The 19,050-nt window shown below is 39.0% G+C and carries 11 protein-coding genes, 1 tRNA gene and 1 CRISPR repeat array (1 of these 13 cut by a window edge); of the genes, 7 read left to right on the forward strand and 5 right to left on the reverse strand.

What is annotated here, in order from left to right:
* A CRISPR array of direct repeats spans nucleotides 1–1,091; the repeat unit is 30 nt; unit sequence GCCCTAATCGCACCTAAGAGGAATTGAAAT; it begins 1,503 nt to the left of the window's first position.
* A 69-nt stretch (nucleotides 1,092–1,160) separates the two neighbouring features.
* A complete protein-coding gene (locus tag LVD15_RS17740) occupies nucleotides 1,161–4,886 on the reverse strand; it encodes an AAA family ATPase (RefSeq protein WP_233776556.1) in 3,726 nt (1,241 codons plus the stop codon).
* Nucleotides 4,883–6,127, reverse strand: coding sequence for an exonuclease SbcCD subunit D (locus LVD15_RS17745; protein ID WP_233776557.1), 1,245 nt, complete (start codon nucleotides 6,125–6,127; stop codon nucleotides 4,883–4,885). The genes LVD15_RS17740 and LVD15_RS17745 overlap by 4 nt, the downstream gene beginning before the upstream one ends.
* Before the next feature lie 303 nt (nucleotides 6,128–6,430).
* Here LVD15_RS17745 and LVD15_RS17750 point away from each other — a divergent pair, with 303 nt between their 5' ends.
* On the forward strand, nucleotides 6,431–6,931 hold the full coding sequence (locus tag LVD15_RS17750) for a hypothetical protein (protein ID WP_233776558.1): 501 nt from the start codon (nucleotides 6,431–6,433) through the stop codon (nucleotides 6,929–6,931).
* A 163-nt stretch (nucleotides 6,932–7,094) separates the two neighbouring features.
* On the opposite strand, the gene LVD15_RS17755 is transcribed toward LVD15_RS17750, so the two are convergent.
* Nucleotides 7,095–7,168, reverse strand: a tRNA-Ile gene (locus tag LVD15_RS17755).
* A 97-nt stretch (nucleotides 7,169–7,265) separates the two neighbouring features.
* Here LVD15_RS17755 and LVD15_RS17760 point away from each other — a divergent pair.
* Together LVD15_RS17760 and LVD15_RS17765 are read left to right on the forward strand one after the other, a co-directional pair.
* Entirely contained in the window at nucleotides 7,266–7,889 is a 624-nt protein-coding gene (locus LVD15_RS17760; protein WP_233776559.1) for an HAD family hydrolase, read from the forward strand.
* Nucleotides 7,876–9,135 carry a site-2 protease family protein gene (locus LVD15_RS17765; RefSeq protein WP_233776560.1) on the forward strand — a complete coding sequence of 420 codons (1,260 nt, stop codon included), beginning with the start codon at nucleotides 7,876–7,878 and terminating at the stop codon, nucleotides 9,133–9,135. The genes LVD15_RS17760 and LVD15_RS17765 overlap by 14 nt, the downstream gene beginning before the upstream one ends.
* Nucleotides 9,136–9,238: 103 nt before the next feature.
* On the opposite strand, the gene LVD15_RS17770 is transcribed toward LVD15_RS17765, so the two are convergent.
* Nucleotides 9,239–9,823, reverse strand: coding sequence for a YceI family protein (locus LVD15_RS17770; RefSeq protein WP_233776561.1), 585 nt, complete (start codon nucleotides 9,821–9,823; stop codon nucleotides 9,239–9,241).
* 393 nt (nucleotides 9,824–10,216) lie between these two features.
* On the opposite strand from LVD15_RS17770, the gene LVD15_RS17775 reads away from it, so the two are divergent.
* From LVD15_RS17775 to LVD15_RS17790, 4 genes are all read left to right on the forward strand, one after another.
* Nucleotides 10,217–12,922, forward strand: coding sequence for a PAS domain-containing protein (locus tag LVD15_RS17775; RefSeq protein ID WP_233776562.1), 2,706 nt, complete (start codon nucleotides 10,217–10,219; stop codon nucleotides 12,920–12,922).
* A complete protein-coding gene (locus tag LVD15_RS17780; protein WP_233776563.1) occupies nucleotides 12,909–13,562 on the forward strand; it encodes a response regulator in 654 nt (217 codons plus the stop codon). Before LVD15_RS17775 ends, LVD15_RS17780 begins: the two co-directional genes overlap by 14 nt.
* Nucleotides 13,563–13,667: 105 nt before the next feature.
* Nucleotides 13,668–14,087 carry a response regulator gene (locus LVD15_RS17785; RefSeq protein WP_233776564.1) on the forward strand — a complete coding sequence of 140 codons (420 nt, stop codon included), beginning with the start codon at nucleotides 13,668–13,670 and terminating at the stop codon, nucleotides 14,085–14,087.
* A gap of 968 nt (nucleotides 14,088–15,055) precedes the next feature.
* Nucleotides 15,056–16,162, forward strand: a complete 1,107-nt coding sequence (locus tag LVD15_RS17790) for a PAS domain-containing sensor histidine kinase (protein ID WP_233776565.1) — start codon at nucleotides 15,056–15,058, stop codon at nucleotides 16,160–16,162.
* 35 nt (nucleotides 16,163–16,197) lie between these two features.
* Here LVD15_RS17790 and LVD15_RS17795 read toward each other — a convergent pair whose 3' ends face one another.
* Nucleotides 16,198–19,047, reverse strand: a complete 2,850-nt coding sequence (locus tag LVD15_RS17795; protein ID WP_233776566.1) for a M16 family metallopeptidase — start codon at nucleotides 19,045–19,047, stop codon at nucleotides 16,198–16,200.
* Nucleotides 19,048–19,050 lie beyond the last annotated feature (3 nt).

The following is a 19,050-nucleotide window of genomic DNA, read 5'->3' on the forward strand; positions in this document are numbered from 1 at the left end:
AAGGTGAAGCAGCCCTAATCGCACCTAAGAGGAATTGAAATTCATCAGGGTCAGCTACATATATTGAGTTTTGGTTTGCCCTAATCGCACCTAAGAGGAATTGAAATCAACATACCACTTCATTGTTTCTAACAGGTACAGGCCCTAATCGCACCTAAGAGGAATTGAAATTGAATATCTATTAAGGCTAAAGAGAGAAAAGGAGTGCCCTAATCGCACCTAAGAGGAATTGAAATGAATTTCGAAATATGCAACGGAGGTTTTTCCGGTAGCCCTAATCGCACCTAAGAGGAATTGAAATATACATGTTGTTGTAGAAACAGCAGACACTTGATGAGCCCTAATCGCACCTAAGAGGAATTGAAATTCTTCATTATCTCTTAGTAATAATTCAATAGATGGCCCTAATCGCACCTAAGAGGAATTGAAATTCTTCATTATCTCTTAGTAATAATTCAATAGATGGCCCTAATCGCACCTAAGAGGAATTGAAATGCAGGTGTACCAGTTTTGCATAACATTTATATTTAAGCCCTAATCGCACCTAAGAGGAATTGAAATGAGTTAGATGAGGGCTTCACAACTATTAATAACCTTAGCCCTAATCGCACCTAAGAGGAATTGAAATAACATTTCATCAAACGCTAGATAGTTAGGCGTCCCAGCCCTAATCGCACCTAAGAGGAATTGAAATTTTTAGGGGGTTTAAATGATGGAGGGGGACCGCTCGCCCTAATCGCACCTAAGAGGAATTGAAATTTCTTGACTGATAATAGTATAGATTCAAAAGTAAAAGGCCCTAATCGCACCTAAGAGGAATTGAAATACTGCTATCAATATCGGCGTTACTATGCAAATTAAAAGCCCTAATCGCACCTAAGAGGAATTGAAATGAATCACATAAAAAGTACGCTCACTAGTTATGAGACCCCTAATCGCACCTAAGAGGAATTGAAATGTGGCTATTGATGATCTAACCAGCTCGATGTATGACGCCCTAATCGCACCTAAGAGGAATTGAAATATGATGGCATTCATGAATGCTGTCTTAGCCAGCCTGTGCCCTAATCGCACCTAAGAGGAATGAAAAACCCATACCCTTCTCATACAAACCTCTCGCAGCATCCAGGTACTGCGAGGGGGGATTCGTTGGCATATTATCAAATCACCACTTTACTCTTGCCATTGCTTTCCTTTACTACGTGGATTTCTACGGGGATGCGCTCTTTCATTTCTTCTACGTGAGAAATTACTCCTACTTTTCGACCCTGATTGTGCAGCCTCTCCAGGGCATCCATAGCTATGTTAAGTGTAGTAGGGTCCAGCGTGCCAAATCCTTCATCAATAAAAAGGGATTCTACCTTCATTTTGCTGGATGAAATGGAAGCCAGCCCAAGTGCCAGCGCCAGAGAAACGAGGAATGACTCACCTCCCGAAAGGCTATAAACGGTGCGGTATTCATCTCCCATGTCATGATCCAGCACCTGTAGGCCGAGGGTGTCTGGTATTCGTTCAATGCGGTAACGTGGTGTCAGGTTTTTCAGGTGAACATTAGCGTGTTGCAGCAATACGTCAAGTGTATATTCCTGCGCTATCTGTCTGAATTTTTTGCCGTCAGCAGAGCCGATCAATGAGTTAAGTTTATCCCACTCGTCAAAAACCAATCGCTTTTTTTCTATTTGCTCTAACAGTCCGCCAATTCGCTGCTTGTTTTCCTGATCCTTTTGTAACTCAAAGCCAATTTCACTGATCCTGTTTTTAGACTTTTCCAGCTCACCTTTCACCATTTCAAGCTTGCTTCGTACTTCTTCAAAATCAATAGAAGTATCGCGAGTAGCTTCATGGTCAGTCAGTTGCCGCTTACGTTCATCTCTGGTGGCTTTGGCTTTATTTACTTCATCAGCCAATTGCTGCAGTGCTGCTCGTTCATTACGAATCCAGTCCGTAGAAATAGTTAACAATTCATGAAGTGATTCGGAAGTTAGCGATACTTCGTGCTGTTCATTGTACGTCTGGCGCCATTGCTCCACTTGGTCAGACAGGCTGGAGATTTCTTGCGTCAGCTGAGTTATGGTTTCCTGTCCCTGCTCAGCCTTCGTGTTATTGGCAACTAATCGAGATTGAATAGCCTCGTTTCTTTCGGTCAGTGCTTTTATCTTATCCTCGGCTTGAATGCGGTCATCTTGCAAAGACTTTCTAATTTCAACTACCGGTTTTCCCTCAAAAAGCGCTTGTCGCTCTTGCGCTAATTCATTTAGCTTTTGTTTGGCTTCTGTAAGTATTTGATTAGCCTTTTTTTGTTCCGCGCTGGCATGCTCCTCTTGTGTTTTAGCCTTTTCATAAGCGGCCTGAAGGTTTTTAAGGTTCTCTCCGGCTTCAGTCAGTTCTTCTTCTTTATTTTTCCATTCCAGAGCAAATCCTTTCAATTTATCAATGAAAGTTTCAGGATTAGCTTTCCAGTTATCCATCCATTCGCTATGCTCAAAAAACGGGTTCAGAGATTTCTCCACATCGGCCAAATCACTTTCTAGTCGCTCCTGATCCTGTAGATCCCGTTCGGAGTTAGACCTCAATGTTTTTAGATCAAATGCCGCCTCCTGCAAGTTCTTTTCTGCCTTATTCAGTTGCTCTTTTAATTGCTCAAGAGCCGTTTTTTGTGCTTCTGATTCATGTAGTATCTTTCGTTGAGACTCCAGTTGCTGCTGAATTTCCAGCAAATTACTATTTACCGTGTCCCATTCTTGTTGTAACCAGGCAGTACGTTCTTCTAAAGTGATCTTTTCTGCTTCTGTGAATATTTTTTGAGACTCCCAATCTTTCTGAGCGTCCTGCTTTTTGGAGGAGGCAGTTTTTAGTTGCTCTTCGGTGTCTTGCTGGCTGACTTTCAGAGTTTCCAGTTCTTTTACCAAACTGGATTTTTGTTGGAGAACATTCAGGTACTGTTGCTCATTTTCCTGATGGCTTTTTTCTAAAGATTTCAGCATATTCTCTACAGGAGAGTGTCCCGCAGCGTAGGGGTGATGGGTGCTGCCACAAACCGGACAAGGCTCATCCTCTTCCAGGTTTTGTCGTAGCGTTTCTACATCTTTAGCGGACTCCAGTTTGGCCCGATCGAGCATTTTTAAACTGGCCTTTTTAGCAATATCAGCGGCCTCAAGTTCTTGCTCTATGAGTTTTAATTGCTTTCGCGAAGCATCATTTCTTTCTATTAACTCATTTATTTGCTTTTGCAGATGAGCTTCTGATTCCCATAATTCCTGAACTTTCTTCCAACTATTTAACCCCTCACTTAAAGCTTCCTTTCTGGTTTGAATCTGACCAGCTTTAGACTCTAAATCCATCAAAGGATTTTTATTGACTTGTGCATGGAGCTTTTCCCAGTTTGCTTGCCTGCTTGAAATGTCTTCCTGAAGAGTTTTACATTGGCCTTCTAGTTGCTGAACGGCTCGCTCTTTTTGCTTTATTTCTGCTGTTACGGATTCTAGTTTTTCTTTGGTTCCCTGCAGTTCATTCCAGTCCTTTTCGGCATCGGTAAGTTTGGAAATGATCAAGGTCTGATTCTCAGCAATGGGCTGCCGGGCTGAATTGGTCTGTTGCCATTGTTCAATTTTTTCTATCTGCAGCTTTACCTGCTCTTGAGCTTTGTCTGATTGCTGCAAAATGTCATTTACCTGCTGAAATGCTTCACGTGCTTCTTTTGCGTTGGCCTCAGATTTTGCCTGATGCTTATGAGCTTCCTCTAATTGTGTATCTAATTTAGAAGCCTGATCCAGTAAAGGTTCTGCTTTTTTAATGTTGTCATTGGCCGTAGTGAGGGCTTGAGCAGCGGTTTCGCGCAATGAGTTAAGTTCATCGCTTTCCTCTTTTAGCTTTGCTATTTCCTCTTTTAGCGTTGCCACCATAGCTTGCTTTTCGCTGTATTCTTTTTGCTTTTGCAGCAATGAGGAGGCTTCTGTTCTTATGGATTGTATGCTGTCTAATAAAGCTAGTTTTACCTTTCTTTCTTCTGTGTTAGCCTCAGTTTGGCTGGCTTCGTCAAGTGCTTTTTCTGCTTGTTGGTACTGCTGTTTTAATTTCTCTAGCTGAGTCTGCCAATCTAAAGCCTTTTGATATTGGCCTACCTGATTATCCAGTGTTTTTGCCGTTTGGGTAAGCTGCTTTCTTTCTTCTTCTAATACTTCAATATCCACATCAGTCAGGCGCTCTACACCATCAGCTTTGATTTGCAGGGTGTCTAGCTCTGACTTTACGGCTTTATGTTGCTCGTAAATACCGATACTAATTTCGGAATAGATCTGTGTACCCGTAAGCTTTTCCAGTAGTGAGGATTTATCATCTTTGTTGGCTTTGAGGAAGGCCGAAAAATCACCTTGTGCCAGTAAAACAGATCGAGTAAACTGATCAAAATTTAAACCAATGGCCTGTTCTATTTTTTTCTGTGCTTCAGTTTTTTTTGAGGCAATTACTTTACCGGTCTCCAGACTCTCTAACTGAAGACTGTCAGGCTGAATTGGTCCATCTGCCCGCTGGCGAGCGCGACGCACTCTCCAGGTGGCGCGGTATTTTCTTCCGTCTACGCCTTCAAAGGCCACCTTGGCAAACCCCTCAGCGGTGCCATCACGCAGAATGCCACGCACGTCTCCCTGATTGATTTTGGAGCCACGCACATCTTCTACTTCTATACCTATTTCTTTTCCTTGCAGGTATCTGGGCGTTTTGCCATACAGTGCCAGGCAGAGTGCGTCCAGCAGGGTAGACTTACCGGCTCCTGTAGGTCCGGTAATAGCAAAAATGCCCGCTGAGGCCAAAGGCTCTGCGGTAAAATCTATTTTGGTATAGCCTTCTAATGAGGCCAGGTTGTTTATTTCTATTGAGAGGATTCTCATACTTCCTTTTGATCAATAAGATTGGCTACTGTTCTAAAATGCTTTTCTAATGTTTCAGGCAACTCTATTTGGTAGCGCTTTTCATAATGTCGGGTAAAAATCTCTAACGGACTTAAAGAATGCAATACATCAGGAGAAACAAGCTCTTCCCCTGAATCTGATTTTTGTTTTGGATATCGAACATCTATTCGTGCTAAACGAGCATATTTTCCTTCAAGCACCTGCTCTATTTTATGACGAAGAGAGGGTTGGGGCCCATCCAGAAAAACACGCACTTGTAAATATGGAGCCAAACTCATGTCTCTACCCTCTGCATTTTCAAGCTTCATTAAAGCTTTTATCACTTCATCTAAAGGTTCATGTTTAGTAGGGACACTCATTAGAGGAATAGTTACGGGCACCTCAATACGGGCTACCTCACTGCTTAAACCTTTTTCATCTAATTCAAAAACCAACACCTGATGCTGGTAGCCTCGTTCACCAAAAGACATTGGAATAGGGCTGCCAGAGTAACGGATCTCCGTATGTCCACCAATCTTTTGTGATTTATGAATATGGCCCAATGCCACATAACTGATCTTTTCAGGAAATGCCGTGCCCGGTATGTATTCCACGCCGCCCATAATCAGGCGCTCGCTCTTATCCAGGTCCGTAATCTCTGCATTGAGCGCATGCAAGTGCCCAAGTGCTATAACAGGCTGATTTTCTACCCTCAAATCATCTACATACGCAAATGCCTCTTCATATAAAGCACAAACGCCATCTACATAATTGTTTTTGCTGCCCTTCACTTCAGGGTAATCGCCCATTCGTAAAAAAGGAATGGCCAGGCACCAGCCGAAAGTGCCCGCTTTTGATTTTATAGGAATAGTGAGCGTTTCATAATCAATAGAGCCATCATCTTTACGGGGCATAACACCAATAATATGGATGTTGGATGAGCTAAGTAATGGTCTTGGCGCTTCTAGCCGCGAAGCAGAATCATGATTACCTGCCGTCACTATCACTTGCAGATCAGGGCAGGTGGCTGTAGCCTCATTAAGAAAGGTGTAAAACAATCGAATGGCTGCAGCAGAAGGGTTGGCCTGATCGAATATATCTCCGCTGATCAGCAGCACATCGATCTGCTCTGACTTCAGGGTTTGTACCAGCCAGTTAAGAAACTGCTGATGTTCAAAATGCCGGTCAAACTCATGAAAAAGTTGACCTATATGCCAATCTGCGGTATGAAGAAATTTCATTAGAAAAACGTGCTTAACCTAACAAAGAAAGACTGCCATGCAGTCCTGTTAATGAAAAGTAAAATTAAGAGAAATGAACGGATTTATTTGCCTTGTGAAGTTTTAAAGGCGGCGGGGTGGGTTTTGAATCAGCAGAAAATATTTAATTGAAGCTATCATGTGGTAATTATGATAAAATAGTGAGTTTATAAGGAAGGGATATTTGTTGAAAAATTATTTTCAACGGAATCAACTCTCTGTGTTAGTTATGTTTATAACTTATATTAATATTGTTTTAATTTTTTAACGTATTAATGAAGTAGCATGAAAAAGGTAATCCTAATTGTGATTTTTATGGTAATGATGCAGTCAATGATGGCTCAAAAATTAAGTTTAAAATTAAATCATTCTTCAGATGCAATCAAGGTTGGAGAAACCTTGTGGTATTCGGTAGAATTAAAAAATGATAAGGAAGAAAGCTTAGTTTTATTTCGTTCTATAATGGCTGATTATAAAGTTGGGGGATATGAGTATACGATAAGCTATAATGATAGTATTATTATGCATAAGGTTACAGATTGGTTAGATATGAACGAAAGATATTCAGAAAATAATATTATAGAATTATCTCCTGGAGCGACTGAGGCCCCTATGGGTTTTCGGTTTCCTGTAACAGGGGAGGGGAAATACGTCATTGATTTCACCTATTATCAAGATCCATCTGATGTCAATAAAAAATGGGCAAAAAATAAAAGAGCATTTTCTCTAGCTAAAACTATAACTGCGTTTAAGGTTAATGCCCATGAAGAAATAATTGTTAAATAAGGAGATATAAAATATTCCTTGAAAGGGAAAGTACTTTCGGGGAATAGCTTTTGAAAGAACACTAATTTTCTTGGCATCTTAATCTTTCTTATTTTCTCAGATAAAAGATAGCCTCCTAAAACCTGGGCATAAAAAAAGCCTTCAGAAATTTCTGAAGGCTTTGTGGGCCCACCTGGGCTCGAACCAGGGACCCCTTGATTATGAGTCAAGTGCTCTAACCAGCTGAGCTATAGGCCCGTCAAACTTTTGCTCGGCTTTTTTGCCGTTATTGTGTTTGATTTGGGAGTGCAATCTTACATATTTGCTGAGAATTACACAAACAATTTTAAAAAAATTGAGAGAACAAGAAATAAAAAATATCATTTTCGATTTAGGAGGCGTAATAATTAATCTCAAACCGGCGAAAACAATTGCTGCATTTGCCAGATTGTCAGGGCTTAACGAGGAAGAGGTGGCTCAGAAGTACTTACATGACGAGCCATTTAAAAAATATGAGAAAGGTCTGATCAGTGATGAAGAATTTAGAAGTTATCTGAAAAATATAACTGGTTGTGATAATGATCAGGAGCTGGATGATGCCTGGAATGCTATGTTGCTTGATGTGCCGCAGGAAAGATTGGAGCTGCTCAAAGATTTAAGAAAGCATCATAAATTATTTTTACTGAGCAATACTAATGACATCCATCTTAAATGCTTTACTGAAATTTTAGAAAGGGAAAATAATTGTTCTATTGATCAGTTTTTTGATCATGTATACTATTCTCATCAAATGCATAAGCGCAAGCCCGATGCTGATATTTACGAGCAGGTGCTTAATGAGCAGCAATTGGTGCCCGAAGAGACATTATTTATTGATGATAATGCTGATAATATTGATGGAGCGGCTAACTTAGGCATTCAAACAATACATATCACGGGTGAGACTACCATAATGGAGGTTTTTGATGAAGGAGAATAATAGAACGTATTTACTACATGCTTTACTTTTTATAACTACATTTTTCACTACCACACTGGCAGGAGAGTGGTGGGTACATGGAATCATGTGGCCGTGGGATGATTACAGCTGGACAGATTTCAGTCATGGCTTACCTTATTCGATTCCTTTTTTGTTAATTCTTAGTGTGCATGAGTTCGGTCATTATTTTATTGCCAGATACCATAAAATAAAAACCACTTTACCGTATTACATTCCTTTGCCTCCCATACCACTATTTATTGGTACTATGGGAGCTTTAATTAGAATAAAGCAACCTGTTTTATCTAAGAAAATTCATTTTGATATAGGTATAGCTGGTCCTTTGGCTGGTTTTGTAATCGCCTTGGGCGTTCTGGTCTATGGCTTTACGCACCTTCCTGAGCCTGATTATATTTATAGTATTCATCCGGAATATGAGCAGTTTGGAGAAGACTATGCTGATCATGTTTATACCTATGAGTTTCAGCGTGCGCAAGATTCATTGCGCTATGCAGAAGCTCGCACGGCTGATTCGCTTAGTTTTATAGAAGAAGGAAAAGGAGGGGAGTGGAGCTTTCCTGAGTTTACTGCACCAGCAGAATACCCAAATATTTATATTACCAAGCCATTGCTTTTTGTAGGTATGGAAAAACTTTTTGTTAGTGAGCCTGAAAAGATTCCTAATAGCAGAGAGCTGATGCATTATCCTATACTGTTGGCTGGCTTTTTAGCGCTTTTGTTCACCTCATTGAATCTGATGCCCATTGGTCAGTTAGATGGTGGACATGTTTTATATGGCCTTTTAGGTTATAAAGGGCATAAGCGAGTGGCATCGGTTATATTTATAGCCTTTCTGTTTTATGCTGGTCTGGGCTATATTTCTCCGGCAGATGGTATGATGTATGAAGAAGGTCTTTTTGGCTTACCAGAATTTTTCATCAGTATACCTTTATACATCGGCTTTTTATATTTAGCACTCAGAGGGCTAAGAAGAAGTAAAAAAGATACCTGGATGTACGCAGTAGTACTATTCGCGGTGCAGTTTTTCATCTCTTATCTATATCCTGATGTAGAAGGCTATTCAGGATGGTTATTATTCGGTTTTATAGTAGGCCGGGTTATAGGGGTGCATCATCCTAAATCATTAGTAGAAGAGCCACTGGATATGAAAAGGAAAATATTAGGCTGGATTTCGCTGATCATTTTTATCATTTCATTCAGCCCGGCACCTATTATGTTAATGTAGCATGTCTATAAAACAGCTATCCGCTGGCCTTACAACCAACGGATAGCCTCATACATGCTTACTTAACCAAACCTTTTAATTATTCAAGCTCGTTTAGAGCGTCTTATTGCTTTATTAGTTCTGCATTAATAATAATATCTACTTTTTCGCCCACTATTAGTCCGCCATTGTCTAGCACATCATTCCACTGCAGTCCATAGTTAAACCGATTGATGGTTCCTGTGGCTTTAAAGCCCGCTTTTTGTCTATTATTAATGGAGATGATACCTCCAAATTCGGCCATTAATGTTATTTCTTTAGTAACTCCTTTTATGGTTAGGTTACCAGTAATTTTATAGTGATTACCCGATGTTTTAGTAAAACTGGTACTCTCAAACTTAATTTCCGGATATTTGGCCGCGTTAAAGAAATCTTCATCTTTAAGATTTTTATCCCGCTCCATATTATTAGTAGTAATGCTGTTTACTTCTATGGTGGTAATAATCTTAGCGCCTTCAAAATCTTGCTTGCCTTTAGAGGTAAAGGTACCCGCATAACTAGTAAAACTGCCCGTAACGGATGATACCGTCATATGAGGAACTTCAAACTGAATGGACGAATGTGCAGGGTCTATTATCCAGGTAGTTTGCCCATAACCTATACCGCACATCATCACCGAAAAAACCAGGGAAAATAGAATATTTTTCATGATGGTAAAGAGATTTAATGAATTTACTGCAACTAGGAAGAAGATAACGATATTAATTGAATTTAGCAATCGTTTGCAGTAATTTAATTGATGTAATAATTAGGTGGTGTATAAAAGAAAAAGGCTGCCAAACTAATGACAGCCTTTTCTACTCCTCAACCTTCCGTTCTTCCTTCTCTAAACCAACTTCACTTCTCTTCCCTTTACCAACCGCACTTCTCTCGCTTCATTCAACTTCACTAACTAAACTACATTACAAATGTCCTCATTATATGGTATTTTTATTTAAGAGAAATTGCGTAATTTGAAAATTAAGTATTTCACTTAATTGATGATTTTTAGTTTTAATTCTACCAAAAACCTATGGTAAGGAGGTTATATTATGTTATCCTGATGTTTTTTTTATGCCAAAGTGCACTGGCTCAGAGGGTAATCATGGGAGTATATGAAAATTACCCACTAGTTTATACTGATGGAGTAGACCAGCCACAAGGTATTTTTGTAGATATAGCCAGGTATGCTGCTAAGCGTGAATACTTAGATTTGGAATTTAGAGTTGGCACTTTAGACCAATGCTATCAGTGGTTGGAAGCAGGAGAAATTGATGTTATAGCTGAACATCCTGATTATAAAAACAGAGATTCCAAGTATGAAGAGCTATCTTCAGGAGTGATTTCTTCTTGGGCTCGGGTTTATGCTAAAGAGGGTACAGACTATACCTCTCTTATTGATTTAAATAATAAGAACGTAGCAGTATTAAGTAAAAGCCAATATATTAATAGTCCTTATAAGGGATTATACCATTCTTTAGATGAGCGGGATGTAAACTGTAATATTTACCTGGCACACAGTTATCAGGATATTTTTCGGTTGCTCAATGAGAAAAAAGTAGATGCAGGAGTTATTGACAGGGTGTATGGAGATATCAATGAAGGGTCTTATGATGTGATTCAAACGCCGATTTCTTTTGCCCCTTCTCGGCTCACTTTTCTATTTCACAAAGCAGATTCGCCCAACCCTTTGGTGCCCATCATAGAGGAGCATCTGAGAGTGCTGAAAGCCGATAAAAATTCGCTGTACTATACTAACATTCGCAAATATTTTGAAAAGGACCGTACCGTAAATATTCCCTTTTGGGCATATATAGTTATGGGAGTGCTGGTGTTAGGCGTTATTCAGCTAATTATTTATGTAAAAGTGCTAAGAAGCACTGTAGCGAATAGAACCTTGGATCTGAGAAATGCTTACGCAGATATAAAAGCCAGGCAGCAAACCCTTTCATTGATCTATAATAATGCCTCAGAGTTAATCGCCTTGTTTGAGGTACATGAAGATGGAAATATCACATTGGCCAAGTTGCCTGATTGGTATTTACAACAGCTCTATGAGGCCAATATAGATTATCCGCCATATAAGATTTTGGGTATTTCTATTCGGGAGCTTTATAAAGATTTGCTCAAGCTGGAGCAAGCGGAAATTAAAGAGCGAACTGACCGGCTGGAAAGTGTAATAAGAAACAAGCAGAATGTGGTGTATGAAGAGAATTTCAAGTCTCCAAGGGGCAATTGGGGTGTTGCGGAATCTAACCTCGTGCCTATATTAGATAAGGATAAGCATTGTACTCATATCCTTTATGTATCCAGAAATATCACTCATCAGAAGAAGATGGTTGAGGATCTTACAGAAACCAAAAACCGACTTCAAATGGCTATTGAAGGAGCTAGAGAGGGTATGTGGGACTGGGATATTACCACTAACGAAGTGGTTTTTAATGAATACCATGCTTCCATGCTGGGCTTTACGCCTACTATGCTTAAAGGTAATTTTACTGAATTCTCTCAGCGTATTCACCCGGAAGACAGAGACAAGACCTTTTATGCCTTGATGAGTCATTTGAATAATGAATCTGACTTTTATGAAACTGAACATAGGCTGAAGACCTATAATGATGGTTGGAAGTGGATCATGGTGCATGGTAAGGTAATGACCCGTGATAGTGAAGGGAAGCCACTTAGAGTAATCGGTACAAATGTGGATATTCATGATCGGAAAATGGCCGAGCTTGCCCTGAAGAAAAATCAAAGACGATTGGCCACCCTCATGTCTAACCTGCCAGGTATGGTTTATAGGTGTCAAAATGATGAAAAGTGGAGTATGATTTTTACCAGTGAAGGGGCTTTGGAGCTTACAGGGTATGATTCATCAGATTTTATTAGTGGTAAATTGAGCTTTGTTAGCTTAATAGTAGATAAGTATAAAAAGGAAGTATGGAAAACGGTGCAAAAGGCAATATCCAAAAAAGAGCCTTTTACGCTGGAATATGAGATAACCACAAAATGCGGAGAAAAAAAATGGGTTTGGGAGCAAGGGCGTGAGGTAGAAGATGGTATTTTAGAAGGCTTTGTGAGTGACATTTCAGAACGTATGAATGCTCGCGAGAAAATTATTTCTACTATTATAGAAACAGAAGATAAAGAAAGAAAAAGAATAGCCAAGGAGCTGCATGATAGCCTGGGACAAAAACTAACCACGGTTTCATTAAACTTTAATTCTTTGAAGAAGGACCTGCAGTTGAGTGATTCTGGTGAGAAAAAGCTGAATACAGGCCTGAATTATTTAAAAGAAGCTATTAAAGACAGTAGAGAAATTGCACATAACCTTATGCCACAGAGCATAGAAGATTTTGGGTATGTGCTTTCAGTGCAAAGTTTAATGGCGGATATTGACAGAGTTTCAGAAACCAAATTTGAGTTTTATGATAACCTTAAAGGCGCAAGATTGCCTAAAAATTTGGAACTCCATCTTTATCGTGTTACGCAAGAGGCGATTAATAATATCTTAAAGTACGCTAAAGCCAGCCAGGCATCTGTACAGCTGATGGCTTATAATGATGAAGTAGTCCTCACCATAGAAGATGACGGCATAGGCTTTCTTTATCATGAAAAAATGGAAGATGAAACACAAAGTTTTGGATTGCGTAGCATGAAAAACCGGGTGAATTCTCTTTCCGGAAATATAGAAGTAGAAACCAGTCCGGAAAACGGAACAGTAATAATAGTAGAAGTACCCTTCAAATATGAGTATAATGAAACCAACTAGAATATTAATAGTGGACGATCATAAAGTGGTAAGGGATGGTGTAGCCATGTACCTGGAAAATAACCCGGCCTATGAAGTAGTAGGATTAGTGGCCAGTGGCATGGAGGCTATAGAGGAGGTAGGAAAGAATGATTTGGACCTGATTATTATAGATATAAATATGGATGGCATGGATGGCATAGAGGCCACCCGAAAAATAATGGAAATAAATCCTGATATCAAGGTTTTGGCCCTAACCATGCATAATGACTATCAGCATATTAAAGCCATGATGGATGCTGGCGCCAGCGGCTATGTGCTTAAGAGCTGTGATGAAGTAGAAATGAGAGGAGCCATTGATACCATATTGAATGATGATATATATTATAGTAGTGAAGTAGGGCAGACGGTAATGAACAACCTGGCCAAGAAAAAGCCTAAAGCCTCAGGAACGGCACCTACTCCGCTTACACCAAGAGAGAAAGAAATATATAAACTCATATTAGAAGAATATTCCAATCAGGAAATCGCAGATAAATTGTTTATAAGCGTGAGGACGGTAGAGGTTCACAAAAGAAATTTATTAGAGAAAACAGGTGCGAAAAACTCTACAGGACTAGTGCTTTTTGCTATAAAAAATAACTTGTTTGATGATATTTAAAACCTAATTAAGTGAAACGCGTAGTGCGGGAATTACGCAAAAAGCCTTAACATTTTTTAACAGCGTATAGATAAATTTGTATGTACGTTGTGAATAGGGAGAATATTGAAAGAGTTAAGGAATATAGCGTTTTATAGTAGGTCTAATGAGGTTTTTGATTGTTTGGATGAAGAGATTTTCCAAAGGTGGAATTTCTTTTTGGCCTCACCTGATATTGCCTCTCCAAAATTAGATAGAGTTTACAACCCTTCATTATTAATTATAGATACCTATTCTCTGGGTATAGAGTTTCTGAATTTCATTTTTGAGCATTCCAGGTATAAAACTACGCCTGTCTTGGTGTTAGATTTTTATACTGAAAAACCATTCATTGAAAATTTGATATATAAAGGAGCTTCAGGGTACCTATTAGTACATTCTTTTGCTGATGAACTGGATACAGCTATGTCGGCGATTTTAGAAGGAAGGAATTATGTTTCTGACCAGTTAGAAATTTATAAGGGAAACACGTATTTAATAAAATAAGTAAGATTGCCTATGAAATATTACATGAAGATGTGTAGGTTTGTAGTGTAATAAAAAAATAACTGATCCACAATCCAGATATTTTTTTAAACTAATTGACAAAGATTTTTAAGAGTAGGTTTAGGTTGATTAATGGTTTAGATTAATCATGGTAACAGTCGGGAGAGGTCCCGACTGTTCGTTTTTTATACCTACTTGTTTTTATATCCTCCCTGGTTTTTTCCTTAAGAGCTTTCCCTTACTTCTGTAATTTCGCTTAATTCGAAGACATGTCAGGAAATGGGTGTATTTGTTACATTTATTTTGATTCCTTTTCTCTACTTTTGCCTAGTTTTTATTAATCCTAACTCAATTGAGTTCCTTTTTTTAATTGTGCGACCGCACAATTATATCTCTTCCTGTTACCTCAGCATTGAAAATCAGAGTTTTATCTAAGTATATTTTACGATAAGTAAGGGTAATCACTTACCTGATAAATTACGCATTTCCCCTGATTGATAAAACTTTATTCTGTTATACATTTGTATTGTAATCGTTGTCAAACACAACATATTATGAAAAGAATAATAATGATGACAATCATTTGTTTAACGGCTTTCACGCTGGGGTCATGCAGCCAATATACTTGCCCCACATATTCTAAAAATGAAAACCAGAAAACAATTAAAAATATTTAAGAATAGGGTTTAGGTTGATTAGTTAAGTAAAAAGGAGCGGTCTGATATCAGTCGCTCTTTTTTCATTTTAGACCCTTTACTTAACTCTGGTACGCGAAATACGTATTTTTTGAAATAAGACCCTACCCTTAAGAAAAGCTGCTTTTTACTCCCCATCTTTGTGTTGTTATTGTACTTAAACCTAAATGAAGTATGAACAATCGACTAATTGACAATAGCTTTTTTCTTTTTTTTACATTCATTCTTGCTCTGGTGAGTTTGGTTATAGAAGTTATTTAAACCCTTTTCGCCATGAGTATAACCACGCGAGAAGAAGAACAAGTTAATCTGACTAATGAATGTATTCACTTATTAGATGGCCTTAATGATGGCCTTCTGTGGGTAAATAAATTTGGAGACATAGTACAGGTAAATGCTGCTTTTGTCCGTATGACAGGATATGAAAAAGCAGATATAGAGCAAAAGAAGGTATTCCTTTATTTCAGAGAGATAAGTATGCTTTCCTGGGAGCTTTATTGGCGCAAGATGAAGGAGGGTGATAAGCCCGAGGCTGAAGGGAGAGTAGTGGATAAGGCTGGTATTTTAAAGCCAGTGCACATTAAGTTTAATGGCATAAGTTCTAAAAGAGACCTGGCCTGTCTGGTAGTGCAGGATGTTGCCTATAATATAAGTGATAGCCAAAGGCTTAAGCGAGTGAGTTATGAATATGATAGACTCATGTATCGTACTTCCCATGATCTTAAAGCACCTATTTCTACGATTTTGGGGTTGGTAGAGTTAGTAAAGAGAGATGCTACCAGTAATCAGCGAGAGTGCCTTTCGCTGATAGAAAAAACCATAAGAAAGCAAAACGCTTTGATGGGAGATATCAATCACCTGGCCTTTATAGAATCATCTAGAGTGGTACTTGATAGGGTGGATATTGAAGCGTTAACTAAAAGCATAATTTCAGGGTGTTTAATAGATAACCCTAAAGGTTCACAAATAGAATGGGAGTTAGATTTTAATACGAAAATCCCTTTTACTAGTGATGAAAATCTACTCAGTAAGGCGCTTTCGCCATTAATTAAAAATGCTATAGAATACAAAAGGGAAAATGCGCCTGATTGTAGAATAAGCATTCATGTTTTAATTACCGAGCAGACGCTCACGTTTAATATTGAAGATAATGGTATTGGCATATATGAAGATCTTCATAAGAAGATTTTTGATATGTTTTATCGGGGTACAGAGCGGTCCACTGGATCAGGCCTGGGTTTATATGTATCTCTAATTACTACTTATAAGTTAAAAGGGCACGTAGAGTTGGTAGAGTCTTCAGAGGGGAAAACAGTTTTTCAACTGGTGGTGCCAAATAAATTTTGTGTAAGAAGTAAGGCCATATCACATGAGCTGTAATATGGCCTTATTTATCTATTTTCTTTAGGTCTTATTTACATGGCAGGCTCAGGTTCTCCTGTTTTATCTACTAGAACAGGACTGCCCATTCCTTCCACTTTAAGTCTGTCATATTGCGTTTCTTTGTCGCCTACTATAACATAGGTCATATTTTTCAGATCCATATACTTTCTTACTAATCCTTGAACATCTTCCATGGTCATGTTTTGTAAGGTGCGTTGTTCCTGATCTATATAATCTAGCGGTAAGTCGTAAGCACTGATGGTTTCTAAAATACCGAGTAGAGAATTTAAAGTCTCAAACTTCCTAGTATTTTGTTTTATCAAAGCATTTTTAGTCTTATCCAGGTCTTCTTCAGTATAGGTTTTACCGTAGTTGCCTATTACTTCTTTGAAGGTTTCTAAAGACTCCAGGGTAACGTTAGACTTCACGCTAGATGAGGCTACGAAAGGCCCGGGATAAGTGCTTCTGTCTACATAAGAGTAAGCGCCATAGGTATACCCTTTCTCTTCTCTCAATACTTGGAATAGCCTGCCTCCAGAACCAGAACCGAGACGATAATTGGCTACGGTTAATGGGTAAAAGTCAGGGTCGTTACCATCTACAGTAAGTCTGGCTATTTCTATAACTGATTGCTTAGCTTTAGGTATATCTACAAAATATACTTGAGGCTCATCAGGCACAGGAAGTGTGGCAGGCGTAGGTATGCTTACTTCTTTAGCGGCCCACGAGTCTTCAAAAGAGGCGATTGATGATTTCACGTCATCTTCACTGATATTACCCGCAATATGGAATTTAGAAATAGAAGGAGAGAAGTATTGGTTATAAAAAGCCTTCATATCTTCTATGGTAATGGACTCAATAGAGCTAACATCTCCTGAAGAAGGTGTGCCTAGAATGCTTTCTTTACCGTAAAGCTTTGTGTTCAACACCATATTAGCTATGGCATTAGGGTTTACATCTCTTTGCTGAATATAGTTAATAGTGGCCTTTTTAATTCTATCAAACTCTTTCTCGTCCCATCTCGGCTCCAGCAGAATTTCTTTCACTAACTCCAAAGTAGCCTGGTAGTTTCTTGAAAGGCAGTTGGCTGATATGGTAATGAATTCATCAGAAGTATACATTCTTACATTAGCTCCCAGCTGACCAATGGCATCTTCTAACTCTTCTGGTGTTTTGGTTTTTGTGCCTTCCATCATTATGTCAGTGATCATGTAAGCTACTCCCACTTTATCAGGGTTGTCTGCTTTATGTCCTCCGCTTATTTTTATGCTGAAGTTAACAAGAGGCAGTTCGCTGGTTTCAATACCATACACGCCCATGCCATTAGCCAGTTCGCTAGTCCATATTTTTGGAGGACTAAGCAGAGGTGCATCGCCTAAAGGAGGCTCTTGGGTACGATCAAAAGAACTTTCGGTGCGAGGGTAATCATCGCTGGGCTCCTGATCTACCATAGCACTTTGCTCATTAGGTACTATGGCTTCTTCTTCTATTTCAGCTACTACACTTTGCCCTACAGCAAGATCAGGCTTACCGGAAGGAACAAAGCTGGTAAGAACATAATTTTTGCCTTTTATATACTTGTTATAGGCATCCATCACCTCTTCTTTGGTCACGGATTTAATATTGTGAATATCAGTAGTTACATAATCAGGGCTGCCAGCGTATTCATTATAAGTTGCTAATTGAAATGCTTTGCCTAGCACGCTTGAAATACCGTTATAAAAACTAGTTTCTAGTCCGGCCTTAATTCTATCAAGGTCTTTTTGATTAACACCTTCTTTTTCAAACTTGGTTAATGCTTCAAATATGGCGATTTTAACGCTGTCTAGGTTTACGCCTTCATTGGCTCTAACTCTTATAGTGAAGGTTCCCGCCAGCTCATTACTACTGTTATAAGCTACAGGGTTAGGCGCTAACTCTTTTTCTTCTACCAGTACTTTATATAATGGTGCGCGCTTGCCATCAGATAAAATTTCACCTAATACATCCAGAGCCCACTGATCTTTATGGTATTGCTCTACTGTAGGCCAGGTAAGTGTAAGTTCGGGCAAACTGGCAAAGTTATCTTCATAATATAATTGAATGGTAGAATCTAACTTTACAGGCTGTGGCTTTAAGGGCTTATCTACTCCTCTGGAAGGTATTTCACCAAAATACTTTTCAATCAGTTTTTTAGTTTCTTCAAGATTAAAATCGCCGGTTAATACCAAAGTGGCATTGTTAGGCCCATAATATTGCTCATAAAATTCCTTTACATCATCAAGCGTTGCATTTTGTAAGTCTTCTAACTCACCTATGGTAAGCCAGTTGTAAGGGTGCGAAGCAGGATATAAGGCCTTGTTAATCACTGCTCGGGTGTTGCCGTAAGCTACATTATCATAGCGCTGACGTTTTTCGTTTTGTACTACCGGTTTTTCCCCTTCAAGGCTGGCTTTAGTCACTGAGTTAATGAAATAACCCATGCGGTCAGATTCCATCCATAATACTTTCTCAAGAGCATCTTTAGGTACTACCTCGTAGTAAACCGTGCCATCAGTCCAGGTACCTCCATTAAAGGTGCCGCCCCATTCGTTAATGTTTTTGAAAAAGGCTCCTTGTGGTAAATTTTCAGAACGCTGAAATAGCATGTGCTCAAAAAAGTGAGCAAACCCGGTACGCCCCGGTTTTTCACGGTTAGAGCCTGCGTGTATGAGTATGGCTGTGGCTACAATAGGATCAGAGTGATCTTCATGTAAAATAACATCCAACCCATTACTCAGCGTGAATTTTTCGTAATCAATTGACAGCTCACCGTCTGATGAGCCCTTATTTCCTTCAGAATTATCACAAGCTTGAAATAATGCTAGTGTGATGAAGAAAATGATTGAGTAAATCTTCTTCATTAT

The organism is Fulvivirga maritima (genome assembly GCF_021389955.1).
GTDB lineage: Bacteria > Bacteroidota > Bacteroidia > Cytophagales > Cyclobacteriaceae > Fulvivirga > Fulvivirga maritima.

Bases quoted from the DNA above. Each gene is read 5' to 3' on its own strand.
- LVD15_RS17740 (WP_233776556.1), bottom strand. From the start codon at position 4,886: ATGAGAATCCTCTCAATAGAAATAAACAACCTGGCCTCATTAGAAGGC.
- LVD15_RS17745 (WP_233776557.1), bottom strand. From the start codon at position 6,127: ATGAAATTTCTTCATACCGCAGATTGGCATATAGGTCAACTTTTTCAT.
- LVD15_RS17750 (WP_233776558.1), top strand. From the start codon at position 6,431: ATGAAAAAGGTAATCCTAATTGTGATTTTTATGGTAATGATGCAGTCA.
- LVD15_RS17765 (WP_233776560.1), top strand. From the start codon at position 7,876: ATGAAGGAGAATAATAGAACGTATTTACTACATGCTTTACTTTTTATA.
- LVD15_RS17770 (WP_233776561.1), bottom strand. From the start codon at position 9,823: ATGAAAAATATTCTATTTTCCCTGGTTTTTTCGGTGATGATGTGCGGT.
- LVD15_RS17775 (WP_233776562.1), top strand. From the start codon at position 10,217: ATGTTTTTTTTATGCCAAAGTGCACTGGCTCAGAGGGTAATCATGGGA.
- LVD15_RS17780 (WP_233776563.1), top strand. From the start codon at position 12,909: ATGAAACCAACTAGAATATTAATAGTGGACGATCATAAAGTGGTAAGG.
- LVD15_RS17790 (WP_233776565.1), top strand. From the start codon at position 15,056: ATGAGTATAACCACGCGAGAAGAAGAACAAGTTAATCTGACTAATGAA.
- LVD15_RS17795 (WP_233776566.1), bottom strand. From the start codon at position 19,047: ATGAAGAAGATTTACTCAATCATTTTCTTCATCACACTAGCATTATTT.